This window comes from Vibrio sp. Of7-15 (assembly GCF_022347565.1).
In the GTDB taxonomy this organism is placed as follows: domain Bacteria; phylum Pseudomonadota; class Gammaproteobacteria; order Enterobacterales; family Vibrionaceae; genus NORP241.
The window spans coordinates 1-26,461 of record NZ_JAKRGH010000008.1; the positions used below are offsets into that span (position 1 = coordinate 1).

Sequence of the window (26,461 nt, forward strand, 5' to 3'; positions counted from 1 at the left end):
CCCAACGCATGGCATTTTTCATTCCATCGTTGGGTTTTGTGTTTAAGGTGGTATGGTTAGGTTCAGTGGTGGCGTTGCTCACTACTTAACGCGGCGTTAGCTAACATGAGAGCAAGCTTGAATATGAGTAAGAAAAAGAACAACATTATGTCAGCGCATGTCATCTTTACAATTTTACAAACGAACAACAGAGAAAGACAGCGAGACAATTTAAAAAATGTCCACAAAAACGAGACGTAGTGATTAATTATTATGATATTTCTGAGCAAAAACATTCATGTAGAAGCATAAAAAATATCGCTACAGAATCGTATCTTTTTTCATATCTTCAAGATGATGGTAGCTATAATCACGATGTTGACAATGCGTTGGAGTCACTAGAAACAAAAGTAGCCAAGGCATTTGATTACCTGAATGAGCTGTATTTTGAAATCATAGATCAAAAGGCAAGCTCCATAGAAGTGATTGATGAGCATATTGATATTATTTTGGAGTTTGTTTCATGGCAGTGGAAGCGCGATCCTCTATTAGTAAATCGGCTCGTTGAGGACATATCTGATAGGCTTAATACTTCTCTTGGTGAAGCAAAAGCTCACGCTTTAGATGTCTTAGCTAAAGTTGAGAAAAATGATGATAGGCGTGTCATCGATTGGCTTAAAAAGAGAAACATAATGTTCATTATGTTGGGGAATGATGATGAATTTATTCTACCCGACAGACCTTTTGTAAGGTTTAACCCTAACAAGGGGGAATACGATGGGCTAGCTATAAACGGAACTGAAATCTATTTCCCTATATCTCCTAAAATTATGCTCACGTTACTTCATGATACGCCAAACAAGTTTATACATATGGTGTTTGATTCAAGCCTAGTATTAGAGCTAAATCAATGTTTAATATCAAAAGCAGAGAAGTATATCTTTTACTCAGATCGAAGAGATTTCGAGCAATCTTGGAAATGTTAGCTAACAAGTATTTAAGAGTGATTCCCAACTCTTGGTATTCTCCATTCCATCGTTGGGTTTTGTGCTTACGGTGGTTTGGTCAAGTTTTGTGGTAGCGTTGCTCACTACTTAACGCGGCGTTAGCCCTAAAGCATCATAGCTAACCTTGAATTTCTAGTAATGTGTCCTCATGTTCATATAAACAATTAAGAATGAAAGGAATTAAGAATGAAAGGAATTAAGAATGAAAGGAATTAAGAATGTATGAGCTAGGGCAAGTATTGAAAATCCAATATACAGGTTTTAAACATTACGGAATTTATGTTGGTAACAATACTGTTATCCATAATTCTAAAAAATATCATCGCGTCGAAGAGATAGCTCTAGATGCTTTTGCTGACAACAGAACCATACAGAAAAGCTCAATTAAGGCAGAAAACCCAGCTTTAGCAGTACAAATAGCACGAAAATACTTAGGTATTCCTTACAGTTTGTTTTCTGAAAATTGTGAGCATTTTGTTCGAACTGCATGTGGACTAGTAAAAGAGAGTACCCAAGTACAGAAATACTTAATTTCTGCTGTTGGAGTAGGTGCGTTGCTCAAGTCTGATAATACTGTAGTACAAGCGGCTGGGGGTGCAGCTGCGTTAGCTTCTATGCTTACACCAACAGAGCAAAGTCCAGTCAAAAATGTGGCTGTAGCTGCTTGTTTAGCCGCTGGTATTGCGTTCTTAGCGTCCAAATAGGGCTAAAAAACTGTTTAAGAGTGATTCGCAACGCGTAGCGTTTTTGCTATGCGTTGCGTTTAGTGTTTAAGGTGGTATGCGGTGGCTTCGGTATTGCGTTGCTCACACATATGGTCTCCCCCAGTTTTGCAAGTCCAGTAGTGTGATAAAAACGCAGGTTAACTACCATATATACGGCCTGTTTGAACGGCTATTGCCTTGGCTAAGATGAGGCAGTCGAACATGTCGTCTTAATCACCTTATCGACTTAAAAAGCCGGTGTGAGCAGAAGGTTTTCAACATGTAGGATTTATCCTGTTATTCATCTCACTATGTACTTTGCAAAGGGTGGGTGATAGTCGTTGTTTTATGTTGGTTGATACTCTTCATTTTTGGTGATGACTGCCCATGCTATTCGCATGAGTTTGTTTGCTAAGGCGACAGCAGCGCGGTTTGGGCCTCGTCGTTCTTGGAGGTCTAACATCCACTTACTGAGGCTATCGGATTTAAACTTAGCACGCCTTAATGCCGCTCTCGCCCCGTGTACAAGTAACGAACGGCTTCGTCTTCGGATTTTGGTACGTAGATAGGAGTGAGTTGCTCCGCTTTAAATAGCGTGGCCAAGACTAGTGAGTAAACGATATGTCCAGTACCCGCATGGCCCAGCTTCATAGACAAAATGGGACGATGCTTTCGGATACGTTGATTGAAGCTGTTGAGGGAGTTTTACCAACGCAGATTTATTGGATTTAATACGCCCACGGTGTTGAGGTTGTGCGCCTCTATGTTCTTTCAATACAGCGACTTGGATAAACGATTTATGCGTATCTAAGCCAATGAAAAGTATGCTATCGTTATTCATGCTAGCCTCCAAATTGGGTTGTTTGATCACACTAATTATGGCTCTGGCTTTAAGCTAACCCACGATATTGGAGGTTAGCACTTCGTGGGGACATTATGTCTATTCGCACCGAAAAATGAAGCTTCATAGGAGGAAGTATAAGTGGACGATTTTTACATAGATCCAAAAGGATTGGCGGCATACTATGAAGTTCAATGGCTTGATAAACTTCGCTCAAGTGGAGTATCTGAACAATTAGAGAGTAAATCTAAGTACGTACCTGACTCGTTTATCTCCTCAAACCACACACAAAATGTGGCCAAGTTTATTATTGATTCTCTAGAAGCGGAAAGTATTAATCCTATTAACGCATTAGAGGTTGGGGCCGCTTTGGGGCGAAATAGCTACGAGTTAGTTACTAACATACCAAGCATTAGTTCTGTCACAGTCGTTGAACCGTCTCACCGTTTGCTATCAAATTTCAAACAAATACTTATTGACGGGACTAAATGTGAATTTCCTTATATCAAGAGCTTGGAAGAGTTGGGGTATTTGGACTTTGATGTTTCAACAATAGCAAAATCGTGTGATCATGTATCATTTACTTTAGTTGAAACACCTTTCGAGCCTGGTGTGGTTACGAAAGAGTTTGATTTAACAGTTTGCCTCAATGTACTGGATCAATGTGAATCCCCTAAAATTTTAGTAAATGCATTAATAGATGCAACTGCTTTCAATGGAGTGTTAGTTTTATCATGTACTTATCAGTGGAACAAAAAGCATTTAAAAGAAGAAAGTGAAGCTGTAAATGATATAAACGACTATTTTGGAGACGGTTGGGAAAAGCTATCTGAAGATGAGCATGAATATAAGATAAGATTTAACGAAAGGTATTCATTACTATTTCTTTCCCATATAGTCGCTTACAAAAAAGTTAGTGGCTAATATTTGGTACAAGTAATGTCGTCGGTTTCAAGCTGATATACTACGTGGATTTCTCATCGTGATGAGCAGTGCCTACCTTACTTGTTTTGTCGTGACACCTGTTTTCCGTCTATGCTCGTGGTTCAATAAAGCGGATGCCTTATTACCATCCTAACGCCGTCGGTGTTTGTGCCACACTCGGTGCTTTATCTAATGCGATAACACTAATTATGGCTTTAAGTTAACCCACGATATTGGAGGCTAGCACTTCGTGGGGGCATTATGTTTATATTCTAGGAGAGATTGATGCAGCTTTATGAAAATAGACCAGACGTACTAGAGATGGTAGTTGATGAAGATCTTCTTTCTTCTCTCAAAGTACAGCAAGTCGAATATCCGTTTGGCCTCAGTAAAGAAAGGTTCTGCTATTTCGATGGAGTGCTAATTGGTTGTCTTTCTGCTAAGGCAACAGATTACAGTGGTTACTACAAGGGATTGAAAGTTGAACATATTGGTCGTTATGTTTTGACTCTGGCTCCTGTCATTGAAGTTAATGAGTATTTGGAGAAACCAACACTTTCATCGTTTATAAGTTCACTATCCAAACTACTGGCTACAACAAGGGGCTGGGATTTAATATGTGAAGCAAGTTGTGATCAAGACACGGTTGAAGAGGTTGAAAATGTAGGTGCTGAAATTGCTCCTGTGCTTCATGCGTTAGCGTGTTATTTCAACGGTGAAAAATATGAATGCCCAACTTTTATCATTCGTGCAAGGAATGTAAAAAGTAATTAAACAAACACGAATATTCGGCAGTTTAGATTTTAATTAGCTCCGTGATTAAGGTGTTAAAGATGGGTAAGTGAAGTACGCGCTGTTTATTGCAGGCGTTATACATTAAGAGGAAAGATCATGGAATTCATCAAGAAATTGTTCGAGAAGAAGGGGGATCAGGAAGATATAAATATCTTCGAAGGAGAGGAGCTTGGAATGAGGAACGCCATCCAAGAAGCTCAAAAGCACTTTCCTCAGTTTATTGAAGAGATTAAGCTCGAATCTCGACGCATAGTACCTGCATTTGAAGAATGTTTTATTAAGTATGCCTTTAAAGCGGAAAAGCAAGGATTAGCTTATGAGCATATGTTTGTAACAGAGCTGTATCACGATGGCTCCCAGCTGACGGGGGTATTAGCTAGCTCCCCTGAATATACCGATGCCGTAGTTGAAGGAGATAAAATCATCGTTAAGCCGGAAATGGTTTCTGATTGGTTATTTGTTCTTAATGGTGAGGCTAAAGGCGGCTTCACTTTTGTGTATATGTGGTATTGTTTTTCTAAAGAAGAAAGGCAAATGTATGTAAATGAAGCGCCTTTTTGCTATTTGGGTTTAACTGTATAACAAGGTACTCAACCTGACACCAAAAGCTCCTTCTACCTAAATAGACGCATGAACATTCGGCGTTTTTGATTCTAACAGGCGTTATGTGTAATAGGGATATTTATGTCAAAACTAATATTGAAAGGTTTTATTCTAGTTCCTGAATCGGATCTTGACGTTGTCAAAAGTGAGTTGGTATTGCATAAGCGCCTTACTCTCGAAGAGCCGGGTTGTATAACGTTTAGCGTCACTGAAAATTCAAATAATCCTCTTCGCTTTGATGTCTATGAGGAATTCACAGATAAATCAGCATTTGAATATCATCAAAAGAGAGTCAGAGCATCCCACTGGGGTAAAGTAACGGTGAATGTTAAACGTCACTATGAAATTCTTGAGTAAACGCATACAAGCCGCTTAAGATTCTCCCATAGTAACAGTATATGGCGGTTTATTGGCTATGCAGCTAAGTAATTTATTGCGCAGAAGTTTTTACGTTCAATGCTCCTTCCTTTATGATTGATGTCAAAAAGAAAGAAAATATGTTTTGCTAAATCGATGCCGATGACTTTCTGGTGAATCATGATCTTCTCCCTATGCTTTGGATCTTAACACTCCCAGCATGGCTGATGGTCATGTGAAGTGGTAGAGGAGACTATCTCATTACCTTAGTACGGCATTAATCACTGAATTCGCAACATTACACCTTTTCATTTTACGGAGTAATAAACATGGGATTTTTCGATAAGTTAAAGTCTATAAAAAATGTTATCACTGGTGGTGCAGCAGAGGTTTACATTGATTGTGAAAAAATGTCCTTCGATGAACCGTTTCGTGTTGTCATTAGAGCAACAACAGATGACGCACCAGTTAAAATTAGTCGCGTCTACCTAAAAGTGGTTGGTAACGAAGAAGTCAACGTTCCTGATGTGGATATTGAATTTGAAAACAATGGTCAAGTTCACAGAAAAGTAGAGAATGTACAAGCAGAGCAGCAGACAGTAAACCTGGAAATAACCGTCGCCGAAGAACAGGAGCTGGCAGCAAACCAAACCTTTGAGTGGGAAGTTGAAGTAGAACTTCCTTCAAATGCTCCACAAGTCTATAAAGGCCATTTTTGCCAGCACATATATGTCGCACAAGCAGGGTTAGACTGCTTCGGAAATGACCCTGACTCGGGGTGGGTTGAACTCAGCGCTTAACCCTACGTGATCAAGGTATTAATAGGAAAATATTACAAGCAGCTGTTGGTACTGCGAACTTTGCAATCCGTGTAATATTGGCGTCCGTCACCTGTAATATGTCCTATTCTCCCAAACGTAATGGGTTTGTCTCTAGAATAACAAGATGAGAGCTTTCCATGGAAAAGAGCGAAGAAAATATGAAAATCAGAACTTCTAAAGAAGTGGCTGAGCGTGCCTTGGGAATTATTGCTTCTATAGGAAAGGTGCACTTCCCTGAAGAAAATCAAAGATGGATCGAAGAGAATAGTATCAAACAATATTTATCTCCTTTGGAGCAAGAATTCATCGAAGACCCTAATCCAGAACATCAAGATCTAGTTAATTTTTCTTGGAAGGCGGAGGCTCTCGTATCTTTACTTTGGTGCTTAAAAGGCTTGGATGAAATTCCAGCTTTCGATGAGCAGTTCGATATTTGGAATAATGATTTAGTTATTAAAGCAGTAAAAAATACCAATGAGTTTCTTGCAAGATCCGAATTAAGAGCAGATCAAGATTTGGAGCAAATGGAATCATTCTTATACCATCAACATTGGCGAGTTAGAGATCGAGATCTGGGCTTTAATGTTGACCAACCAGATGAAAATGATCCAGATATTGATGAGCTTAACTCCGGTATCGTTTATGAACGACGTTATGGTATGAGTTGGGTATCAGGCTTTGGTAAGTCATGGGATGAGGTTCCAACAGACACATAATAAACGACGAGTTTCTTGGGTATTATCATTCTTACTTATCTAAAGGCTGGATTTAACCTTATGGTGTAACAGTCAACAAGCAATTCTTAAATAAGAAAGCCTAATAAGTTGCTTAAAGCGTACCCCTCTGTTTGGCATTAACCCAACGAATTCAATAGCTAAAAATTTTATAAGACCTTTGGGTTTGTTGAGGTGGGGATGGATGAACAACACGGTGATATGCTGCAGAAATAGGGTTATAAACCGAGTTTTAGATATTTTGACGTTCATTTAAGGTTGTTTTTCAAGCCGAGTCACTTTTATACTCGGCTTGATTGCTTGAAAAGTGTAAGTATTTAACCTAAATGAAAATTAACCATTGTAATAATGCTGCTACAGTACCGTAACATAAGCTTACCGATACTGCAGAACATAACTATATTAATCATGCCCTATGGTTTTAAATCGATCATCAACTAAAGTTTGTAAATATGAACAATATTCATCATTACATTGTTCATCTGTATCTATCCCTTTAATTATGAATATAGCTCTAGGCCCGTGAGCCCCTTCAATATCCGAGTAGGATAATTCATATGCGTTAACTAATATCTTTTGAGTGCTAAGTGGAAGTGTTTTTAATGCTTTAAGTTGAAGCATTAAATTATCTTTATCTAAAGTATTCCACATTGCTTGGGCTAATAATGGGTAATTGTCGATATCAAATAGTCCTGCGAGGTTTGATAAAGTGATCTGATACCATTGAATCGCATTTTCTTTTGAAAATAAGCTTTCCCAATGATTCATTATTTTTTCCATCTCATTTCTTGATACTGAGTATCGACCAGTGCAATATAAAGAGTCACCATTTTCTCTTTTTAGATAAGATGAGTGAAACATCCTATTGTAATGCTCATGGTTACTTGGAAATACCGCTATAAATTCTTCAAATGTAGCATTTCCACCTAATATCACTTCATCATTAACATAAGCTTCTAATGGAGGAGGGCAAGTTGAGTCACCAGAATTAATTATTGTAGAGTAATTGATTTGGGTATTAGCAAAAGTCAATGGAGTAAAAAATAGGCTACTTATTATAGTGACTTTTAATTTCTGTTTAATTTTTTTTATCATTTTAATGCCTTCGTATTTTGATTGGTGTCTGTAACTAATACGTACTTCTTATCATTATCATCGCTACCATACTCATAAGTGTCATTCATTTCGGTATCAGTGATTGAAATTTTCAGTTGAGGATAAAAATCAGTGTTATAAGTTGAATCTCCACCGTCGTAAGTGTTTAAATTTTTTTGAATAAGTAACTTTTGATGTACGCTTATTTCCTTTATAAAGTCATCAACAGTATCTTTGCTAGTACCAATAAATGGGTGTTCAAACTCGGAGTGAAGAGTTTTGGTACCATCTGCCTTTTTTTTAGCTTTATCTACAATAACAGTTGAGGTGCCTTTTTTTCCTAAAAGTATACAACCTTCGAGACTCCAAGGATAATTACCCCGATGAATGTTTATAGTTGTACGGGTTCCAAATGCATCTTTTGCTACTTTTTTATCGGTATGAACTAGTCTGTAGGGCATCCATTTGGCTCCAGGGTTTTTTATCATACGATAAGTTCCTATTGGTATATATGAGTCGGAGCCAGATTCTGTTGGTGTGTAATCGTCAGCTTCTAATGTGACCCCTTCAAGTAATACTTTATCGTCATTATATAAATCGATAAACTTGAACTCGCCTAAGGTACCGCCTTGCTTTGCTCGAACTGTTATATCTTTGTCTTTATTGCCTATAAAATCATTAATGCTACTGTGCCGACGATAGAGCTTTTTTCTTGAAATACGTAATTCATAGCGTATGCAACTCCAGCCGTCTTGTAACGCTTCATCTAGAGCCAATAAGGTGTTTTTACCTACAATACCATCGGCGCTTCCGATAGAATAGTCAGCATGAGTCTTATGGCTTGGTTTGTAAAGTTTCTGAAACAATGTAAGAGTTTGTTTTGTCATTGAGCCGAAATTTTCAGTTGCTTCAGTAACCCCTAATTCAAAACCTAGTGTTATCAAGGCTTTTTGAATTGCCTTTACTTCGGGTGCTTTGTTGCCTTCTTTAAGTAATATTCCTTTGCCTTTTGCAAGCATTTCTAATGCATCAGAATTGGATAGTAGCTCTGATGTTAAAACTACTTGGTTGGTTTTTATAACAGGTGTATTTTTATCTACTTGGGTAAAGCTAATGATCGGTAATACATTGAAATGTGTTTTGTCACTTGCAGTGCACTGTGCGTTTGAAAATGCATAAACTTTTTTGTCTGTAGTTACATCTTCTGCAGGTAGCGTGCTACGCTTTTTAAAAGTTTTAATGTCTTGGCTTTTTGTATTTACACTCAGTTTATCACCTACCGCTAACGTTGTTGGATCACGGTTGTAATGTTTGTTTAACTCTAATAATTCCTTAGGAGAAATACTGTATTTGGCTGCAATCTTTGACCAAGTTTCACGTTGGTTAGTTTCTGGGTCAATTTGACAAGTGTGAAACTTTAGCTGGGGAGTGTCTTCCAGCTTTGTCTCAATAATTATTTTTTCACCAATATTAATGGTGTTTGGATTTTTTTTATATTTTGGATTGAGCGAAATTAAATTACTAAGAGTCACGCCATGTCTATGGGCTATTTTTAAAAGTGTATCGCCTTCTTTTATAATATAAACTATGTTATCGCCATCTTGTTTTTCTTTATTAAGTATTGGTGCGGTGCGTGTTGAAGCAACTTCATTCATATCCAGTAAACAAGCGTGTTCATCTAACCAGAGAGGAGTGAACTCAGTATCTAAAAATGCCTTGGTTACTTTTTCTTTCTTAAACAACAGATGCTGGCGTTCAATTACTTGCCCATTAATTTTAAAAGGAAGCAAAATGGTCGTTAATTGAATAGACAATAGAGAGTCACTGAGTACTTCTTTTGTTGACTCTGTAGGAGAGAATGCCCATTTTCCATCGCCTTGAATTTTGTATTCACGGACAAATTCATCATCGATGAAATGGTAAAAGTATCCTTCCGTAGGCCAACCTAAACGCTCTCCAATTTGAACTGACGGTTTTACAGGGATAAAGGATTCAGAATGCGATAGATCCTCTTTTTTTACTGGTTTTACATTTTTGTAACTAAGGCCAGTACTTGTTGTTCCTGCAAACTGGTAGTGTAGTTCTTTGGGTTCATTAACATAAACAGCCGTGGAGAGTATTATGCTTGTTGAATCTTGGTTTGGTGACTCTGCCCAAGAAGTGTTGGCTGCCATTTCTTGGTCAGTAGAAGCTAAGAGGAAAGACTTTATTTTATAATATTTAATTTCAGAAGATGAGCAAACCAACTCAATGTTATATTGATACTTAGCCTCTTCTTCGTTTTTTACTTTAACTATTGAAGGTGACAGCTCTGTCGATTTAGTTTTAAAGCTACCTTCAGGATCTGTTAAAAACTCAGTATATTGTGGTTTGCTATGGTATCTCATTAACTTTTATATATCCGATAAAATAAAATGATTTTATAGTAAAGGATGGTTTCAGTGTGTTCGTTTGTTTAGGTAACTTTACGGAAATGATAGTTAATTTTCGTAAGCGGCTAATTAGTTTTATGTACTACGTGAGAGCATGATTTAATAGGGAGCCTGTAATAGATATCTTCGTTCAGCTACGTAAGAATATACTGACCATCCATGTAAGCGTTGATTCAGGTGTGTCATAGCTCAATGGAGCCTTTTCTACCATGTTATTGGATAGCTCGTACTTATAGCATTTGATAAGCGAACCAGTCCTTTTATAAAGACAAATTGACAACCGACCATATTTATATAAAAGTGGTTGTATGAAATTTAATCCATTGCCACTTAATAATCGAATTATCATCATTCCATAGGGATGGTGGGGTTCTGGTATGCTTTGGATAAATCGCCCCACCCTAGAAGGTGGGTTTTCTATTTCTACCTTTTGGGAATGAGTCTCTTGGAGGTATTTAAATGAAAAAGGTAGCCGTTTTTGGAAAGCCGGGTAGTGGAAAATCAACTGTAAGTAAAGCGTTGGCACGAGCAAATGCTTTACCGCTTCATCAATTAGACTCGATCGTTTACAAACCAAACGGTGAGTTCGTGGCACGAGAAAAATTTGATGCTGCCCATAGCGATATTTTGAGCTCTGAATCATGGGTTATTGATGGCCTCGGTCCAATCAGTTCCTTTAAGGAGCGTTTAGCAGCCGCAGATACTCTTGTGTACATAGATCTACCATACTCTGTTAGCTACTGGTTTGTGACCAAGCGTTTTCTGAAAGGCCTCTTTGTAAAACCTGAAGGTTGGCCTGATGGAAGCTCAATACTAAAGGGCACATTAAATAGCTACAAGACACTCAAGCTGTGCCCTAAGTTCTGGAATGAGGACTTCTCATCTAAGTTAATGGAATACTCTAGCTGTAAAAAAGTCTACATAATCAAAACAGTGTCTGAGTTAAATGACTTTTCGTTAGTGTGCGAGAAATGACACGTTATGTTTATGTATAAAGCAGTTAAGGGTAATGCGCTTTAATAGGACGTTATATTTAGTCAGCTATATACATAAGAAAAATTGCGGAATAGCTTCAAAGTGTTCGAAAATAGTAGATTCATTATTCAGGTGAGACCATTATACGCGGCTTTTTGGGTATGATTTGTTAGTGTGGAGAGATATACCTTATTGCAGACATCAGTTGAAAGGGGCATGTATGAATCTGTTTGACGTTATTGCTGGAATAGAGTCTTTCGATGAAGAAGCAACTATCTTTGTTGAAAATGAACCGAACAAAATATCAAGCCAATCGGAAGCCGAAGTCATTTACCTTTCGGATGGAGAGTTATATGAAGATCTTGCTGTGGTTGCAGAAAGGCGATGTAAAGGAAAAAGTTACTTCTTAGAAGTTTCTATCGTTCTTGAAATCAATGAAGACTGGGCTGCAAATCATTATGGTATTTTTCCCACTCGTGAGCAGTTAGTAGCGTGTGCTATTTATTATGCAGAATTTGATTCGTACCCGAGAGAGTTTTTTAATTAACCGTGAACCCAAAGGCCAAGAGGAAAAATGTTTTTTGGGAAAATTTAGTGAATGGATTAAAGGTTGTTCATGGAGATTACTTTAGCTCGCGAAGAGCATAAGGAAAAAATTTGGAATTTATTTGTTAATACGATGAAGCCGTATGTAGAGAATATTTGGGGCTGGGAAATCGATTGGCAAATCAATAACTTTCAAAGTAGCTATAAAACATTAAATACGTCTCGCCTGAGAATTGATGGGTTTGATGTTGGTTATATTCAGTATGAACTGCGAGAAAACGCCACATACTTAAAAATGCTGATTATTGCACCAGAGCATCAAAATAAAAATCTCGGCTCGCGTGTTTTGGATTTGGTTCAGAATTTTCAAATTGGTAAGCCTTTGGAGTTGAGGTGCTTTAAAATTAATACGCGGGCAATTAAGTTCTACTTATCTGAATCATTTGAACAAATAGCTGAGGAAGACAACTTTATCGTTTTTCGTCGTGAAGCTACTGCATAATATTCAAATGAGAGCGGAGCCTAAGGTAATGATTTGTGAGTATCTCAATCGAAACATTGCTTTATTGCTATTCATGTTAACGTTCGTTTGGTTGCTTATTCTGTGAATTGGGCTTTTGCTAACCCACGATATTAGCAATTTATCACTTCGTGGGGGCATTCTGCCTAGCAAAAATGATAGAGGTGAAAGATGAATAATGAAGAATTGGTTATGAGAAACAACATAGGTGAGACTCTCCTTATTACTTTGTATATGAAGTCAAGGGAGTCAAAGCTGGATAATCCAATTATCAGTGATTCAATGGCATGCGATTTGGTAGAGAAGCTGGATTATGATTTCGCAAAATTCAATAAGGCCATTGCAAGCTCTGTAGGAATAGCCATCCGTTCACGTTATTTTGACGACAAGCTGAAAGCTTTCATAAACAGCTCAGAGAACCCCGTGGTTGTGTTGTTGGGAGCTGGACTCGACAGCCGTTACGAGCGCATCGGTCCAATTGCACAAAAGGCGACTTTTTATCAGCTAGATATTCCAGAAGTCATTCAAGCAAGGGAGCAGCTGATACCACCTCATGAGAATGAAACTTTGATTGCTTCTTCCATGTTCGAAACTGAGTGGATGGATGACATCTCGAAAGCTCATCCAAAGGGAGAGTTTTTGTTCATCGTTGAAGGTGTGTTGATGTACTTTGAGCGAGATACAGTGAAGAAATGGTTTCAAGATATGGCGGCGCGTTTTCCACAAAGCGATATTTTGTTTGATGTTGTTAACGTTTGGCTAAGTAATAATTCACACAGACATGACTCGCTAAAGTTAATGAATGCCAAGTTTATTTATGGTTCTGACGACGATGGGGAAATAGCATCATGGGCGAGTAATCTAGAGCACGTTTCTACAAAACTGTATCTTGATTTCCCAGAATGGAAGCGCGTTGGCCGGATAAAAGTGTGGCTAATGAAATTGATCCCGACGCTGAAGTATTCAGGAAGAATGTTGCACTATAGAATCAAGTGAATGGCGTAAGTGCGTGATCCAAATTCAGCATATAGAATGTCGCACTTGGTAGTTGAATTCGTACAACAGTCGGTGTACTTAAGGTGGGTGAGCCTTCATATGCGGTTCAAATATAATCGCGCTGACATTTTCGGGTGGAACGAGAATAATGGATAAAATCCAATTGCAAAGTAAGACCAAAGCTTTAAAAGGTACAATTGAAGCCTATTGGTTCGAGAATACAAATATCGGTTTAAAGAACACTTTGTTCCACCGTATTACCATTCCTTTATCTGCTTTTGACTCAGGTTTAGATTATGAGGCTCAGCCTGTGAACACTTGTATCGTTTTAGACTGGTATGAATTGGGGTTGGCTGAACCTGAGCGACTTGATGGCTTGAGCTTAACTCATGAATCCTACCCCGGCTCAGAAGGGTCAATTTATGTTGGAAATGCACATAATTGGTGTGATGTTAAGAAGTTTAACTTAACTCAAAAAGGTGATGGCGATTATGTGGCTGCGGTTGAGCTAATCGTGGAATTTGAGAATGAGGGAGTTGCCGAGAATGAACCGTTTATTTTTGAAGTCTGTCTTGAATTAATAGAGGCTTAACAAATTCCTCTTTTTGAGTTACGGTGTCACCAACCATTTGTTGCTAATGAATTTATACTCTCTAGTGTTGAAATTTTGGGTTTCACAGTTACTTGGGGCTCATATTTTCATTTATTGAATACACCATTTAGTGGTTTTAGGCTCATTCTGTTTGGGGAGGTTAATTCGTATTTTCAGAACATTTGGCGTTTTTGGCTCTCAGAGATATTGGCGTTGGGAATTAAGTTAAAGCGCGGTTTTATAGAGCGTTAGGAGAGAGGTAGTTCGTGCAAAAGTTATTGGATATGGAAGAAAAAATAGTTTTATCAGTGAGAGACTTTGCCAGCTCGCTTAATGCGGGAGGTAAAGTGGTGGCTGATATGTCGGCACTAGTTAATGTCACTAATCAATTACCATTGGCAAATTTGGATTACTGGGAAAGGTTGATTCGATCTGAATTTTCCAGTGCGTCTGCATGCTCTGCTCAATCAAACTGGAAATTTTTCTCACAACCCCAGCAGTTATTGACTTGGTTGGATTTAATTAGTTGGGATGGGTATAAGCGAGAGAAAACCTTGAGAACACTTTCTGGTTCTGCACCTAATTCTTTTTTCTTTTCTATGGCTCTACGGAGACTCAATGATTGGGTACCTCAAGTTCGTTTGGCTGCAAGAGAGCAATTGCCTCTGATCGCACAAGAAACTGATCCTAAAGCGGTGGCTGATGCCATCAGTATTGCAGTTGTCAGTTGGAGTTCATGGGGACGAATTGAAGATGCAGATAAAGAGGCTTTTCTGCAAATAATGAATAGGGAGGAAGTTGCTGAATCACTCAAAACTAAATTGATCGTGTCTGCCTCGGGTCCTATGCCATTTGTATTCTCTCAGCTAGGCAGAACCAACATATTAGATGACAGTCTTTATGAAATAGCACGGAACGCCATTCAGCCTGCTTTAAGAGCAAAAGCTTATCGGAGTTTATTCGAAAAACGTTTAGTTTGGAGTGAAGGTCGAAAGTGGGAGTGGACCGATATCCGTTATTGCCAGGGCAGACAAAAAGCAGTCACCTCTGAGCGAAAAATAACCGTTTCTATCCCGTTTCTAGATTTATTGAGAGATTCTTCAGCAGATCCTTCCTCAGTGGTTCGAAAGGTTTCAGCTGAATTTCTAATACGAGAATTGGAAAGCCTTGGTCATGAATCCAAGGTTTATGCAGACAAATTTGCAACTGATAACGCTACATCTGTATCTGAAAGAGGCCATTTTGCATTGAAACAATTGGAAAATATGGCCAGTAACAATGCTTCTTCATAATTTTTAAAGGATCAAGCGATGAAAATACATGAATGCGTCTCTTTTATCTTGATGAGTGGTTCAAGGGTGCTGCTAGAAAAGCGCAGTAAGCACAAAGAAACGGATCCTGGTTTAATCACCATACCCGGTGGTCATATTGAGGACGACGAAACTCAGATTCAGGCACTGTTTCGTGAACTTGATGAAGAGCTCAATGTGATTCCTACTGAATATAAATATTTATGCTCACTTTATCACCCTACAAAAGAGTTACAGTTGATCCACTATTTTGTTGTAAGCGGTTGGAAAGGTGAAATTGTAGTTCAAGAAGCTGATGCGATTCAATGGCATTCATTAGGCTCTGCTCCCGTTGATATAGCAGCAGACAGTGTTGCTTTGAAGGAGGTCGAGCGGGTTAGTCACTATCTTTGAAATGGTTTTAACAACGCCATAGTGCCCGTCATTAATTATTGGTGTTGCTTTTATCATATTGTTTTTTGGTATCGAAAAACTAGGCATTGTAATTTAGAAAATACTTTACTGATCTGAGAGTTTGTCATCAATGGATACGTATTGTGGTAATATTCAACTCTCACCATAATGATAGAAGAATAGATAAATGAAACTGAGAAACTCTGCGATATCACTTTGTGTTCTTTTAACGGCTTGCTCTCCAAATGAAGAAATTGTTCAACAGTCAGACAAACAAACAGTAACCTGCCAAGATAAAGATATTAGCGATGTTTTTACCATCAATAAGCGTCAATATCTCGTTGTAGATAACGAGTCAATTCGAGATAAAGGCAACATGAATGCCTTGCTTAGTGGTGATATTCGTTTTTGTACTTCGAAGGTCACCGATATGGATAAGATCTTTTTTGAAGCTAAAACCTTTAATCAAGACATTGGCAATTGGGACACGTCGAATGTTACCACGATGAGTGAAATGTTTTACTGGGCTAGAGCTTTCAACCAAGCAATTGACCAGTGGGATACCTCGAAGGTGACAGCAATGCATAAAATGTTTGCTGGGGCTAAAGCTTTTAACCAAAACATCGGAAGTTGGGATACTTCAAATGTCACCACCATGAGTGAAATGTTTTATTTGGCTAGAGCTTTCAACCAAGACATTGGCGGTTGGGATACCTCGAAGGTAACTACAATGAATGAGATGTTTGCTGGAGCTAAAACCTTTAACCAAAACATCAGTAACTGGAATACTTCAAAAGTCGTCGAGATGTCTGGAATGTTTTATGATGCAAAAACGTTCAACCAAGCGATTGGCGAGTGGGATACCTCAAGTGTCACCGATATGTCTTGGGTATTTAATAAGGCTGACATTTTCAATCAACCCATTGGTCAGTGGAATACCTCGAATGTGATTAAGATGATTGGTATGTTTAGTGAAGCTAAAGCTTTCAATCAAGACATTGGCAATTGGGATACGTCGAAGGTCACTGATATTTCGAGGATGTTTTATGAGGCTAAGGCTTTTAATCAAGCGATTGGCAAATGGGATACCTCGAAGGTGATCAAAATGACGGAAGTATTTGCTGGGGCCGAAACTTTTAACCAAGCGATTGGCGAGTGGGATACGTCAAAGGTCAACAACATGAGTGCAATGTTTTGGGGAGCGAAAACGTTCAACCAACCACTTGCTGAGTGGAATACCTCAAAGCTCACTAAAATGTATGGCATGTTTTTTGGCGCTAAAGCGTTCAATCAGGCCATTGGTGAGTGGGATACGTCAAGCGTTACGGATATGAGCGGGGTGTTTTATGGGGCTAAATCTTTCAATCAAGCCATCGGTGAGTGGGATACGTCGAACGCTACGGATATGAGTGGGGTATTTCAATTTGCGACCGCCTTCAATCAAGCGATTGGTCAGTGGAATACGTCGAAGGTAACAGAAATGGATGCGATGTTTGAAGGGGCGAGTACTTTCAATCAGGACATTGGCCAGTGGGATACCTCGAATGTCACTGTTATGTCGGAGATGTTCAAAAAGGCCAGTGCTTTCAATCAAGATTTAACTAAGTGGGATGTAAGCCGAGTGGAGTCTCGTACTAGCTTCGAAGTGGAGAGTGCTCTAAAGCAAGAGCAACTACCACATTTTTCTAAATGATAGCCACTCAAAGCATAGTTAGTTTCAAGGTCGCGATAAAGCGGCCTTTTTTTGACAGAATAAAAAGGTAGAGGTTTGTGGGTGCCTATTTTCCAGAAAGCTATAACTTAATAACTTCTCAAATTAGTTGCCACCTACTGGTAATAAATCGATGATTTCTCCGTCTTTAATTACAAACATATCTAGCGTTATGCGGGCATTATTGTACTCGTTCCATGTTGCAATGTGTGTTTCTGCAAAATCAACAAATACTTCATCAGGAGCATCAAGTGCTATCGCACGTAAAACGCCCCTTGTCGGTACTGAGACTAGGAGTGTTTCCGCATCTAGAATTTCATGCAGTGCCCGCATATGCTTTTGAGATAGGATAGCTTCACTACTGAAAGACGTTGATATAGCCTCCGCTTGCTGGTTTCCAGTACCAACGAGTTGGAAATCAATGTCTATGGATTCTAAGTTTTTGTAAGCATTGCTAACGGCTTTATCAAAGTTAATTTTAGGCTTGTCTGAATGCATTAAAAAAATATATTGATCAGGGGTGTCAATGGCGAAAGCAATAACGAGTTCTGGTTCTTCATCACTTCCGATAAAGTTTTGATAAACGGCTCTTCCTGGTAAACCAGTCCAACTGCCCGGTTTAATAATTGGAAAATAGTTTTCTTCAGAGACAAGCTTTAAGCTTTCAAGTACGCTTTTTGGTGCTGGTGGTATTGTGTCAGGATTATTATTACTGGCTGTTTCAGAAAAAGCGAAACTAGCAAACCCAAAGCATAAAATAAAAAGCAGTTTATTCAATTGAGATATCCTTACAAATGACTTTTTTATAAATTAACCAAAAGTTAATCATACTATGAATGCTTGGCTTTGGGTACGTGGATGGTGGTTGACTATCTCTTGGCTGCTTCTTTAAGCGTTAGCCTGCTAAGTAACAGTGTAGTAACTGTTTATTTATACAGTCTATAAGGGTATGCTCCGTGTACCTAAAAGGAGTAATATAATGTCAATAAAATATGAAGAAACCGTTCCAAGCCCTGTTGAATTTTGCAATATGCGTATCAAGGCCAGCTTGTCACCAAAATCTTTAGAGGCAGCCACGATAGCATTGCCAAACAGCCTTTATGCTATTTCAATAAGAGACGGTGACACTCTAATTGCGATGGGGCGTGTAGTCGGCGATGGGGCATGTAACTTTGAAGTTGTGGATGTTGCTGTCGATCCAGATTATCAAGGGCAGGGGTTAGGGCGGCAGATAATGGAATATATCGATAATTATTTATCGTCAGCCGCTCTAGAAGGGTCCTATGTTTCCATGATTGCTGACGAACCAGCTTTTTATGAAAAATTGGGATATAAGCTTGTGTCTCCTTCGAGTCAAGGAATGACAAAAAAGTTTAAACCTCGTACATAACCAAGCTTTCAAGAGAGGCTATTACTTGGCATTTTAGATTAAACATGCCCATGTAAGTAATGGCGTTTGTCTTCGCTTTTTATGGCGTAAAACTATTAGTATTGAGTGTTAATATGGAAACAATTGAAGAATTTAAGAGCAATATTGTTAAAAAATACCAGTCATTGGGGTTACAAGCGCTAACTTCTTATCTTGATGATCAACGGACATTTTTTTCTGAACATGAGATCAGAGTAATTGATTTCGAATTTAATCCAGAGCATGACGGTGAGCTGATCATAAATTTTTTAGTGACAGGAGAGGAGGCGTGGGAAGAAAAAGTTAAGAAAAACAGTGAATACTTTACGGCAGACTGGGAATTTTACTTATTTAATGTCGACATTGTTCCTAGCGAAGAACTCTCTGAAGTATTACGTTTTGAACTCTCCCCATATATTGAGAATATGTCTTATGAAGACATACACAATTTTTATAGTGAGTTGTTCCTTGTGTTAGTGGATGTGCTGAAGGCAGACTCGGTAATGTCTGTGATAAAGACATATAACTTAGCTGAAGATTTTAGAGTGCAATTTATCGATTCGAGAGACGATGAGGATTACCTAGATTCAGCAAATTTTTGATTTTAGAACGCTCAGGCTGTATCCGTTATTTAATCATCTAAATCTTCATTTTTAGGGTGAAAAATAGTGTTTTTGAGAATATAAGATACTGACGGACGCAGCTCTATCCCATTTTTTAGGAAAGTATCACAGTCGAAAAAATTTTAAAAAATAAATTTCATTCATTAGCTTTGGTATTGTATCTCTTATTCTTCACTTCCATTCTCATTAAACGTGACCTCAATATCATTATCTTAGGTGGATCTCGATGACCACTTATTTAGGTGTTCCTGATTGAGTAAATACGTAAAGTTACCTTGATATATCTACTTTCGAGGGTTTTCAGGTGATCTTGCTAACTGTATTTTTACTCTTATTTTATACATGAAAGGATTGATTAGTTATATCCACTTCTTTAATTGTTATTATTATTTATAAATAGTTTCCACTTTAGCTGATTGGAAGATATCACTTTATTTGTAATGAAAAACATTACTTACGCGCATTGCAATTGATTTCATGCCGAGTATAATTCCGGACAACTGATTATTTTTATATAACTTATAACCATTTATTTATATAGTTTAAATTATATATCAGGTCGCGTTTTATGATGTTGTTAATGTTTTTAACACGAGGAGTGGAAGATTATCACCTGTTAAAAAGGTGAGTATTTTTGCTATTTAGCTTTCGAACGGTAATCGTTTAAAAAGTGCGATAATAAATTATCGGTCTTGGTTTTGTTAAATAAAAGTAATGTTTTTATTCTTTGTGTTATTTGTCATTTAAAAATCAGTCCAGGCAATAATTATAATTGCTTGTTCATTGTTGTTTTCTAAGGATAGGAAGGTGAAGATATGACCCCGGAGTTAATCATTAATGGTTTAACAACACAAGCGAACAATGAATCTGAACTACTTATCAGTATCCATGATTGGGTAAGAGACAATGTTGAATTTGGGTTTACTGTTGATTTTGAAAGTGTTACACCAAATAAAACAGTGCAGCATAAAATGGGGCATTGTAATGCGCAAGCTGACTTATTTAGATATTTATTAGTGCTGGCTGGTTTTGATGCACGTTTGTCTTTTGTTTTTATCAACAAGTCGATATTGAAGCAGGCAATTCCGAGAGAGGTTTACTTTTTTCTTCCAAATAATTTATTCCATGCCGTGACTCAAGTCAAAGTGTCTGATGAATGGATTTCGACTGACAGTTATATTTTCACTAAAGAGCAGTTTCAGTTACAGCAGAATAAACTAATTAAATCTGGAGCCAGTGAAGGGTTTGGTATTCACCAAAAGTCTGTATTTGAGTGGGATGGTAAAACTAATGCTTTTTCTCAAGCGGATGACTCATTACCGCTTTATGAAAATATATTTGCTGACTTAACAGAAGCTAATGCCAGTAAAAACAACAACAATAAATTGTTTGGTATTCATTTTAATCACCTTCTTAAACCGATCTCGTTATCTGGAAATCAATACTTTAAAAAATACATTAACCAGTATTTAAATTAAATAATAACGTTAATATTTATTAGATTACTCAAGGCTGTTTTAAAAGGCAGCCTTTTGAGATGTTACTTATTATTAAAAATTGTTGTTACTGTCCACGAAGTGGATAATTTTAGATACACACCTTATATAAAAATATGAATTAATTACTTTCAGTTGATAGCCCATTATCAGCTTTTTATTTGTCAATACAGTGACGAGAAAATGGAACATTCACGATGGAAAATAAAATAAAAAAAACACTGACCCATGCTTATAAGCGTTCATACTATCCAGAACACTGGAAAATGGATCTTGAAGATGCTATTAATTTAGTGCGCCAGGGACAATATTATAAGCTACCAGTGATACGAAAAAGCGATATCCGGGATCACTGGGACGAGTTGATTGAATACGGCGATTTTACCGATATTGTGAGCTCTTCGGGCACAACAGGTCGCCCTGTTGATATGCCTGTTCATCGCCTACAAGAGCAAGTATGGATCGATTCTATTTCGAGAGTGCTGACGGAGCTGGGGGCTGAATCGGGTGATCGTATGCTGCAATTACTCAGTAATAATGACATGTTCACATTGGGCCCCTTGGTATGGCAAGCCTCTAAGAAAGTCGGAGTTGGCACGTTCCGTTGTTCTCCACAGCGTTTAAGTCGTGTAAATAGTGTCATCAAATACCACAAGCCTAATTTTGTCGTAGGAAATCCTATGGTGATGCTAGAGATGGTGGAAACATTAGGGGATGATTTCCCTGCAAAAGAAGATCTGCCTGATTACGCTTATTTTGGGGCTTGCTCGTCATTCGATGCCAATAACCAGCCGACGCCCGTTGCACGAAAAGTCATGGATTTATGGGGGATAAAAGACGCCCTCAATGAATATGGGTGCAGTGAGGTTGGCTCTATTGGTCATGAATGTTTGAGTCATACTGGGTTTCATATTAATAGTGATTTTGTTCATGTTGAGTTGATTGATACGGAAACGGGCTTACCTGTACCAGAAGGACAGCCAGGTGAAGTGGTTGTTACGACGTTAACACAACCGAGAGGTTTCATCGCTGTTCGTTATGCTACGGGTGATATTGCGGCTTGGTTAGACAGTAAACCATGCAGCTGTGGGCGTCATGGTTTAAGAATGGGGGCCATCATTGGCCGCGTTGATCATCAGCTTAAAATTAAAGGGCAGACTTTGTTTCCTGACTTAGTGCTAGGCGTGACAGACAAAGCCCCGGAAGTTACCGATGCGGTGCTTGTTAGGTACCAAGATCACTTAAAAGCAGAGCAAGTCGAACTGTGGCTTGAATCAACACAAGACCATCAAGCGGTGTTAGACAAGGTGGAAGCTGAGCTGATCTCTCATGTCGCGGTGTGTCCACATATTAGAATGTTAGGCCAAGGTGCGATTAAAGGCATCAAAGAGCAACATATGGCTAAGTCTAACGGCGTTAAAATTCCACGATTAATCGATATTGAAGATCCTAATGAGTATGTCTAATAAAGCGTTTTCTCCGTTGATCTCCGGGCATGAAATCAGCGCAAATTTAAAGCTAAAACTGGAATATAAAAATCCGTCACTGTCGATGAAACATCGTTGCATTCCACAAGCGCTCACTGAAAAGTTTACTAATAACGCGTTAGATGGGTATAAGAATCTAGCTATTGTGAGTGCTGGTTGTGCGGGTATTAGTTTAGCGTGGATAGCCAAACGATTAGGTTTTACTGCCATGGTAATTGTACCTAAGGGTACGGTGGTGAGTGTGATCAATTACTGTAAATGGTTAGGGGCGGAAGTGATTGAGTCAGAGCCAGCTAAAATCCCGCATGTATTAGAAAGAATCATGCATGATGGAAGTACTTACTTTTTTGATCAGCTAAATGACACGAGTTTGCCAGATCACTATCGAGCTGTTGGTTCTGAATTACTTGAGCAACATAAAGAGATGGATGCCATAGTTGTTGCAGCCGGGACGGCGGCATCTGCGATGGGGATTGCTGATGCGGTAGCAGGTGCTGGTGTCAAAGTGTATGTGGTTGAGCCAGATGAATCGCGTGTGTTAGCTGGGCGCCCTTGGCAGCATCACTCGATTCCTGGCCTTGCTCCTCCAATTAAAACGACACTGTTTGATAAAAGTAAGGTCGCTGACTTAATCGGAGTGAAGTCTGAGCAAGCGTGGTCCATGAGTCAGCAAGTCCAGCAAAAAATCGGTGAGTCGGTAGGGCCTTCGTCGGGAGCGACGATACTTGCCGCTCAGCAACTACTTAATCAAGGAAAAGCACATCATGCTGTGGCTATCTGTGCCTCACATATTGCGATTTCCTTATAGAAAAATGAGTTCCTGCGCTTAAATGGAGTTGTGAGATGACACATTTAAGCGCCATATATTTTCAGTTGAATTTAAACACGTGGTCGAGATATGAATAATACCGATTTTAAGCTTGAAGTCATCGATGAGATCGAAGACTGCCCTTATTGTAAAAATATTCTCTGTCATCATGAGTTAATGACATTGAGGCTAAAGAAAAAATTTAATTCCGATATTTTAATTGAAAAAAAAGAGCAGTATGAAACCGCATCAGGGTGGATAAATCGTAAAGTAGTTTTGCACAACAATAAAAATAATCTTTTATATGCAAATATAGAAATCAATAAAAAAACATTAAGTAATAACATTGTAGAAAAACTGGTCAACTCTAATGTTCCATTTGGCTCTGTCATTTCTGATAACGATATTAATGTTAGATTTGTAAATAAAAAGATATTTAAAACCACATCATTAAAGCATTCCCCTAATAATGGCGTATGTCAACATGAATGTCTTTATGGTAGAGCCAATGATATTACCGATAATGAAAATAATACGTTAGCAAAGGTTTATGAATATGTCTTATAATAGCTCAAAGTTTGACGTGTTAGTGATGGTTATATTTTCATTGCTTTATTTTATGGTTAACATTGTTTTTCCATACTATGTGAAAGGAATAGTCACCATTTTGGTTTTCAATGTAATACTTATTTTCCTATCTATCCTTTATCATATATCAAGAAGTAATCAACAATGATTTATACGCTAATATTCTATTCAGCCGTGATCATAGCGGTTACGCTGTATTCAAAATTTAAATTCAAGTCTAATTTCTTTCATGCTGGTCATGATATCGGGCCAGTGGTTCTTTTGTTAACTCTATTTGCCACTAACATGACCGCGATATCGATCATTGGTGCTCCCGATAAGAGTTTTTCAGGTGGCTTTAATGTATTCATTACTTTAGGTTGTGCGACGGCGCTTATTGTTCCTTTTTTATTTAAAATATTGGGAACACAAGTCTGTGAGCAATCAAAATCGACGGGGTTTGTTACTCAACCTGAGTTGGTGTACTTGAAAACAGGTTCTTCACTGTGCCGTTATATTTTTATGATTTTGTGTTTGTGTTTTCTTGTTCCTTACATCATCGTCGGGTTAAAAGGTGGAGGAGAAATCGCTTCGGTATTCTTTGAAGAATATGGTATGACTGTTGATGCGAAAGTAACAACAGGACTGGTGGCATTACTTATTTATGTTTATGTGATTATTGGTGGAATAAGAGGTACGTCGTTAATTAACTCTGTTCAAGCATTTATCTTTATTTTTGGATCTATTTATATTTTTTCTTTTTTGATTCAAAAAAATGGAGGCATTACCGATACAATCAGCAAGCTTGTTTTGATAAAGCCGGACGTGTTTAATATAGAAAGCCGACCTGGAATAATGGAGATTGTTTCTTTTTATATTATCACTTTCTCTGTGGGTGCTTTTCCTCATATTTTTAATCATTGGTGTACCGCAAAGTCAGCCAAGACGTTTAATTCAACTCTCATCTTGTACCCAGTGTGCGTGGTTTTGCTTTGGATCTCTTGTGTGAGTATCGGGATTGTGGCGAATTTAGAATTATCGGAACAACCAGATAGCCCGATCATTATTGCTTTAATTTCTGTACTGGATCAAGAGTGGGTGAGTGGCATTATTGCTATTAGTATTTTAGCCGCGATTATGTCGTCGCTGGATTCGCAGTTAATCAGTGTTGGTGCTTTAGTCAGTAAAAATATGACGAGGTATTCTCTTTCTCATGAGTGGATCTTATTAATCTTTCTTGTGGCGTGTTATTTGATCTCCATTTTTTCTGATCAATCTATCTTTCAGTTAGGTATTTGGTCATTGATTGGTTTTTCTTCATTAACCCCCATATTGTACGTGTGTTTGACACAAGAGAAAGTGGAATCAAAGCTGATGACCATTGCATTATTATCACTGTTGTTTGCTTGGGTCACGCTCCTATTGTTGGATCAGGGGGTGGCGTCTGCCATCGTATTATTCGCGTTGTCTTTGACATTCAGTGGTTGGCTTAAATACAAACACAATCGAGTACTAAAACAGGGTATGGAGGTGTGCGCATGAATCACTATGACTGCCAATGTTTAGAGCACTTGCCGATCCCTAAAACCCTTTTTTCCGAAATACCCGTGTGTCCTGATGTGTCTGAGCATATTGAGAACAGCAGAAAAACGATTAAAGACATCATTACGGGTAAAGACAAACGATTATTGGTGATCATAGGGCCATGCTCTGTGCATGATGAAATCGCTTGTTTAGAGTATGCGGAGTTATTGCGCGGCATTAGTGAGCGTTATAGTGACTCTTTGTTCATTGTGATGAGAACCTATCTTGAAAAACCAAGAACCACATTAGGGTGGAAAGGGTTTATTTCTGATCCTGATCTAGATGGTTCTAATCATTACCTTGATGGTTTACATCGCTCACGTTCACTACTTTATAAAATTAACAAGATGGGATTACCCGTTGCCACCGAAATTCTTAATCCTTATTTGCTCCCTTATTACTCTGATCTGATCAGCTGGGCTGCGATAGGGGCGAGAACCACGGAGTCTCAGCCACATCGAGAAATGGCCTCGGCCCTACCTTATGCGGTAGGTTTTAAAAATGGCACCGATGGCAATACTCAGATAGCGATGGACGCGATTGGATCTGCCAACCATAGTCATACCACTTGTGGCCTGAATTCTTTTGGTCAGCTCTCGTTGTTGCGCTCTAAGGGCAATGCTTATGGGCATATGATCCTTCGTGGTGGTAAAGAGCCAAATTATCACAAATCTGACGTGAATGATGCTTATGCGAAGTTAAGCCAGCAGCGTATCAATACCCATATTATGGTGGATCTGAGCCACGGTAACAGCCAGAAAAACCACAAGCAACAGTTGGTGGTTGCTGAGTCGGTATGTCAGCAAATTGAGGCGGGGAGCATGGCTATATCCAGTGTCATGGCAGAAAGCTTTATTCAAGGCGGCAATCAAGATCTTCAGAAACCATTAGATTACGGCTTGTCGGTGACGGATGCTTGTTTGAGCTGGCAAGACACGCTTACTTTGCTTCAAAGGTTGAATAAAGCCATGTGTGTCAGACATCAACGGCCTCACCAGTGGCCGATTTCGACTGAACGTTTGGCTTCGTAGAGAGCGCTTATTGTTCATAATGAAACAAAGGAGCGCCTGATCACGGCGCTCTTTTTTGATCGTAAATTGGTTATATGCGTGTTGTTTGCCTTTAAAGGGCAAGTTGTTCGTTTGTATTAGAA

The 26,461-nt window shown here is 38.5% G+C and carries 26 protein-coding genes and 2 pseudogenes; 24 read left to right on the forward strand and 4 right to left on the reverse strand.

The genetic code is table 11. The annotated features are described in order from the left end of the window. Positions 1–152 precede the first annotated feature (152 nt). Positions 153–965, forward strand: a pseudogene (locus MHO82_RS10700) (DUF4238 domain-containing protein); the annotation flags it as partial. 239 nt (positions 966–1,204) lie between these two features. Then, on the forward strand, positions 1,205–1,690 hold the full coding sequence (locus MHO82_RS10705) for a lecithin retinol acyltransferase family protein (RefSeq protein WP_239183938.1): 486 nt from the start codon (positions 1,205–1,207) through the stop codon (positions 1,688–1,690). A gap of 525 nt (positions 1,691–2,215) precedes the next feature. Here the strand turns inward: MHO82_RS10705 and MHO82_RS10715 are convergent. Further along, a pseudogene (locus MHO82_RS10715) lies at positions 2,216–2,531 on the reverse strand (IS110 family transposase); the annotation flags it as partial. A 141-nt stretch (positions 2,532–2,672) separates the two neighbouring features. On the opposite strand from MHO82_RS10715, the gene MHO82_RS10720 reads away from it, so the two are divergent. The 6 genes from MHO82_RS10720 to MHO82_RS10745 all read left to right on the forward strand — a co-directional run bounded on the left by MHO82_RS10720 (position 2,673) and on the right by MHO82_RS10745 (position 6,747). Continuing rightward, positions 2,673–3,455: a methyltransferase-like protein 9 gene (locus tag MHO82_RS10720; RefSeq protein ID WP_239183939.1), complete on the forward strand. Its 783-nt coding sequence runs from the start codon at positions 2,673–2,675 to the stop codon at positions 3,453–3,455. A gap of 285 nt (positions 3,456–3,740) precedes the next feature. After that, positions 3,741–4,229 carry a hypothetical protein gene (locus MHO82_RS10725; RefSeq protein ID WP_239183940.1) on the forward strand — a complete coding sequence of 163 codons (489 nt, stop codon included), beginning with the start codon at positions 3,741–3,743 and terminating at the stop codon, positions 4,227–4,229. A 117-nt stretch (positions 4,230–4,346) separates the two neighbouring features. Continuing rightward, positions 4,347–4,832, forward strand: a complete 486-nt coding sequence (locus MHO82_RS10730; RefSeq protein WP_239183941.1) for a DUF2314 domain-containing protein — start codon at positions 4,347–4,349, stop codon at positions 4,830–4,832. A 102-nt stretch (positions 4,833–4,934) separates the two neighbouring features. Then, a complete protein-coding gene (locus MHO82_RS10735) occupies positions 4,935–5,210 on the forward strand; it encodes an antibiotic biosynthesis monooxygenase (RefSeq protein WP_239183942.1) in 276 nt (91 codons plus the stop codon). Positions 5,211–5,539: 329 nt separating this feature from the next. Beyond that, positions 5,540–6,010, forward strand: coding sequence for a hypothetical protein (locus MHO82_RS10740; RefSeq protein ID WP_239183943.1), 471 nt, complete (start codon positions 5,540–5,542; stop codon positions 6,008–6,010). 158 nt (positions 6,011–6,168) lie between these two features. Beyond that, on the forward strand, positions 6,169–6,747 hold the full coding sequence (locus MHO82_RS10745; protein WP_239183944.1) for a DUF4272 domain-containing protein: 579 nt from the start codon (positions 6,169–6,171) through the stop codon (positions 6,745–6,747). A gap of 420 nt (positions 6,748–7,167) precedes the next feature. Here MHO82_RS10745 and MHO82_RS10750 read toward each other — a convergent pair whose 3' ends face one another. Next, positions 7,168–7,860, reverse strand: a complete 693-nt coding sequence (locus MHO82_RS10750) for a hypothetical protein (protein ID WP_239183945.1) — start codon at positions 7,858–7,860, stop codon at positions 7,168–7,170. After that, positions 7,857–10,247 carry a DUF5675 family protein gene (locus MHO82_RS10755; protein WP_239183946.1) on the reverse strand — a complete coding sequence of 797 codons (2,391 nt, stop codon included), beginning with the start codon at positions 10,245–10,247 and terminating at the stop codon, positions 7,857–7,859. Before MHO82_RS10755 ends, MHO82_RS10750 begins: the two co-directional genes overlap by 4 nt. A 504-nt stretch (positions 10,248–10,751) precedes the next feature. Between MHO82_RS10755 and MHO82_RS10760 the strand changes: the two genes are divergently transcribed. The 8 genes from MHO82_RS10760 to MHO82_RS10795 all read left to right on the forward strand — a co-directional run bounded on the left by MHO82_RS10760 (position 10,752) and on the right by MHO82_RS10795 (position 17,317). Next, positions 10,752–11,267 (forward strand): adenylate kinase, encoded by a 516-nt coding sequence (locus MHO82_RS10760; RefSeq protein ID WP_239183947.1) that lies wholly within the window; start codon positions 10,752–10,754, stop codon positions 11,265–11,267. Between the two features lie 220 nt (positions 11,268–11,487). Next, the gene (locus tag MHO82_RS10765; protein ID WP_239183948.1) at positions 11,488–11,814 is read left to right on the forward strand and encodes a hypothetical protein; all 327 of its coding nucleotides are present in this window, start codon (positions 11,488–11,490) and stop codon (positions 11,812–11,814) included. A gap of 69 nt (positions 11,815–11,883) precedes the next feature. Next, positions 11,884–12,315, forward strand: a complete 432-nt coding sequence (locus MHO82_RS10770) for a GNAT family N-acetyltransferase (RefSeq protein WP_239183949.1) — start codon at positions 11,884–11,886, stop codon at positions 12,313–12,315. Positions 12,316–12,525: 210 nt separating this feature from the next. Then, on the forward strand, positions 12,526–13,329 hold the full coding sequence (locus MHO82_RS10775; RefSeq protein ID WP_239183950.1) for a class I SAM-dependent methyltransferase: 804 nt from the start codon (positions 12,526–12,528) through the stop codon (positions 13,327–13,329). Between the two features lie 148 nt (positions 13,330–13,477). Continuing rightward, positions 13,478–13,921, forward strand: a complete 444-nt coding sequence (locus MHO82_RS10780) for a hypothetical protein (protein ID WP_239183951.1) — start codon at positions 13,478–13,480, stop codon at positions 13,919–13,921. A gap of 266 nt (positions 13,922–14,187) precedes the next feature. Then, positions 14,188–15,213, forward strand: coding sequence for a hypothetical protein (locus MHO82_RS10785; protein ID WP_239183952.1), 1,026 nt, complete (start codon positions 14,188–14,190; stop codon positions 15,211–15,213). An 18-nt stretch (positions 15,214–15,231) separates the two neighbouring features. Then, a complete protein-coding gene (locus tag MHO82_RS10790; RefSeq protein ID WP_239183953.1) occupies positions 15,232–15,624 on the forward strand; it encodes an NUDIX domain-containing protein in 393 nt (130 codons plus the stop codon). Positions 15,625–15,811: 187 nt separating this feature from the next. Next, positions 15,812–17,317, forward strand: a complete 1,506-nt coding sequence (locus tag MHO82_RS10795; protein WP_239183954.1) for a BspA family leucine-rich repeat surface protein — start codon at positions 15,812–15,814, stop codon at positions 17,315–17,317. Positions 17,318–17,440: 123 nt separating this feature from the next. On the opposite strand, the gene MHO82_RS10800 is transcribed toward MHO82_RS10795, so the two are convergent. Next, positions 17,441–18,112, reverse strand: a complete 672-nt coding sequence (locus tag MHO82_RS10800) for a hypothetical protein (RefSeq protein WP_239183955.1) — start codon at positions 18,110–18,112, stop codon at positions 17,441–17,443. A gap of 202 nt (positions 18,113–18,314) precedes the next feature. Between MHO82_RS10800 and MHO82_RS10805 the strand changes: the two genes are divergently transcribed. The 8 genes from MHO82_RS10805 (at position 18,315) to MHO82_RS10840 (ending at position 26,339) form a co-directional block, all read left to right on the forward strand. Further along, positions 18,315–18,725, forward strand: coding sequence for a GNAT family N-acetyltransferase (locus MHO82_RS10805; protein WP_239183956.1), 411 nt, complete (start codon positions 18,315–18,317; stop codon positions 18,723–18,725). A gap of 113 nt (positions 18,726–18,838) precedes the next feature. Then, on the forward strand, positions 18,839–19,345 hold the full coding sequence (locus MHO82_RS10810) for a hypothetical protein (RefSeq protein WP_239183957.1): 507 nt from the start codon (positions 18,839–18,841) through the stop codon (positions 19,343–19,345). Positions 19,346–20,181: 836 nt separating this feature from the next. Beyond that, entirely contained in the window at positions 20,182–20,844 is a 663-nt protein-coding gene (locus tag MHO82_RS10815) for a transglutaminase-like domain-containing protein (protein ID WP_239183958.1), read from the forward strand. A 215-nt stretch (positions 20,845–21,059) separates the two neighbouring features. Further along, positions 21,060–22,328: an AMP-binding protein gene (locus tag MHO82_RS10820; RefSeq protein WP_239183959.1), complete on the forward strand. Its 1,269-nt coding sequence runs from the start codon at positions 21,060–21,062 to the stop codon at positions 22,326–22,328. Then, positions 22,315–23,157: a pyridoxal-phosphate dependent enzyme gene (locus MHO82_RS10825; RefSeq protein ID WP_239183960.1), complete on the forward strand. Its 843-nt coding sequence runs from the start codon at positions 22,315–22,317 to the stop codon at positions 23,155–23,157. The genes MHO82_RS10820 and MHO82_RS10825 overlap by 14 nt, the downstream gene beginning before the upstream one ends. A 90-nt stretch (positions 23,158–23,247) precedes the next feature. After that, complete coding sequence (locus MHO82_RS10830; protein WP_239183961.1) at positions 23,248–23,724, forward strand: hypothetical protein; 477 nt, start codon at positions 23,248–23,250, stop codon at positions 23,722–23,724. Between the two features lie 165 nt (positions 23,725–23,889). Beyond that, a complete protein-coding gene (locus tag MHO82_RS10835) occupies positions 23,890–25,266 on the forward strand; it encodes a hypothetical protein (protein ID WP_239183962.1) in 1,377 nt (458 codons plus the stop codon). Next, complete coding sequence (locus MHO82_RS10840) at positions 25,263–26,339, forward strand: 3-deoxy-7-phosphoheptulonate synthase (RefSeq protein ID WP_239183963.1); 1,077 nt, start codon at positions 25,263–25,265, stop codon at positions 26,337–26,339. Before MHO82_RS10835 ends, MHO82_RS10840 begins: the two co-directional genes overlap by 4 nt. Positions 26,340–26,461 lie beyond the last annotated feature (122 nt).

Bases quoted from the DNA above. Each gene is read 5' to 3' on its own strand.
- MHO82_RS10790 (WP_239183953.1), top strand. From the start codon at position 15,232: ATGAAAATACATGAATGCGTCTCTTTTATCTTGATGAGTGGTTCAAGG.
- MHO82_RS10825 (WP_239183960.1), top strand. From the start codon at position 22,315: ATGAGTATGTCTAATAAAGCGTTTTCTCCGTTGATCTCCGGGCATGAA.
- MHO82_RS10820 (WP_239183959.1), top strand. From the start codon at position 21,060: ATGGAAAATAAAATAAAAAAAACACTGACCCATGCTTATAAGCGTTCA.
- MHO82_RS10840 (WP_239183963.1), top strand. From the start codon at position 25,263: ATGAATCACTATGACTGCCAATGTTTAGAGCACTTGCCGATCCCTAAA.
- MHO82_RS10735 (WP_239183942.1), top strand. From the start codon at position 4,935: ATGTCAAAACTAATATTGAAAGGTTTTATTCTAGTTCCTGAATCGGAT.
- MHO82_RS10835 (WP_239183962.1), top strand. From the start codon at position 23,890: ATGATTTATACGCTAATATTCTATTCAGCCGTGATCATAGCGGTTACG.
- MHO82_RS10730 (WP_239183941.1), top strand. From the start codon at position 4,347: ATGGAATTCATCAAGAAATTGTTCGAGAAGAAGGGGGATCAGGAAGAT.
- MHO82_RS10750 (WP_239183945.1), bottom strand. From the start codon at position 7,860: ATGATAAAAAAAATTAAACAGAAATTAAAAGTCACTATAATAAGTAGC.
- MHO82_RS10780 (WP_239183951.1), top strand. From the start codon at position 13,478: ATGGATAAAATCCAATTGCAAAGTAAGACCAAAGCTTTAAAAGGTACA.
- MHO82_RS10805 (WP_239183956.1), top strand. From the start codon at position 18,315: ATGTCAATAAAATATGAAGAAACCGTTCCAAGCCCTGTTGAATTTTGC.
- MHO82_RS10760 (WP_239183947.1), top strand. From the start codon at position 10,752: ATGAAAAAGGTAGCCGTTTTTGGAAAGCCGGGTAGTGGAAAATCAACT.
- MHO82_RS10795 (WP_239183954.1), top strand. From the start codon at position 15,812: ATGAAACTGAGAAACTCTGCGATATCACTTTGTGTTCTTTTAACGGCT.
- MHO82_RS10770 (WP_239183949.1), top strand. From the start codon at position 11,884: ATGGAGATTACTTTAGCTCGCGAAGAGCATAAGGAAAAAATTTGGAAT.
- MHO82_RS10705 (WP_239183938.1), top strand. From the start codon at position 1,205: ATGTATGAGCTAGGGCAAGTATTGAAAATCCAATATACAGGTTTTAAA.
- MHO82_RS10765 (WP_239183948.1), top strand. From the start codon at position 11,488: ATGAATCTGTTTGACGTTATTGCTGGAATAGAGTCTTTCGATGAAGAA.
- MHO82_RS10810 (WP_239183957.1), top strand. From the start codon at position 18,839: ATGGAAACAATTGAAGAATTTAAGAGCAATATTGTTAAAAAATACCAG.
- MHO82_RS10755 (WP_239183946.1), bottom strand. From the start codon at position 10,247: ATGAGATACCATAGCAAACCACAATATACTGAGTTTTTAACAGATCCT.
- MHO82_RS10775 (WP_239183950.1), top strand. From the start codon at position 12,526: ATGAGAAACAACATAGGTGAGACTCTCCTTATTACTTTGTATATGAAG.
- MHO82_RS10725 (WP_239183940.1), top strand. From the start codon at position 3,741: ATGCAGCTTTATGAAAATAGACCAGACGTACTAGAGATGGTAGTTGAT.
- MHO82_RS10830 (WP_239183961.1), top strand. From the start codon at position 23,248: ATGAATAATACCGATTTTAAGCTTGAAGTCATCGATGAGATCGAAGAC.
- MHO82_RS10815 (WP_239183958.1), top strand. From the start codon at position 20,182: ATGACCCCGGAGTTAATCATTAATGGTTTAACAACACAAGCGAACAAT.
- MHO82_RS10740 (WP_239183943.1), top strand. From the start codon at position 5,540: ATGGGATTTTTCGATAAGTTAAAGTCTATAAAAAATGTTATCACTGGT.
- MHO82_RS10745 (WP_239183944.1), top strand. From the start codon at position 6,169: ATGGAAAAGAGCGAAGAAAATATGAAAATCAGAACTTCTAAAGAAGTG.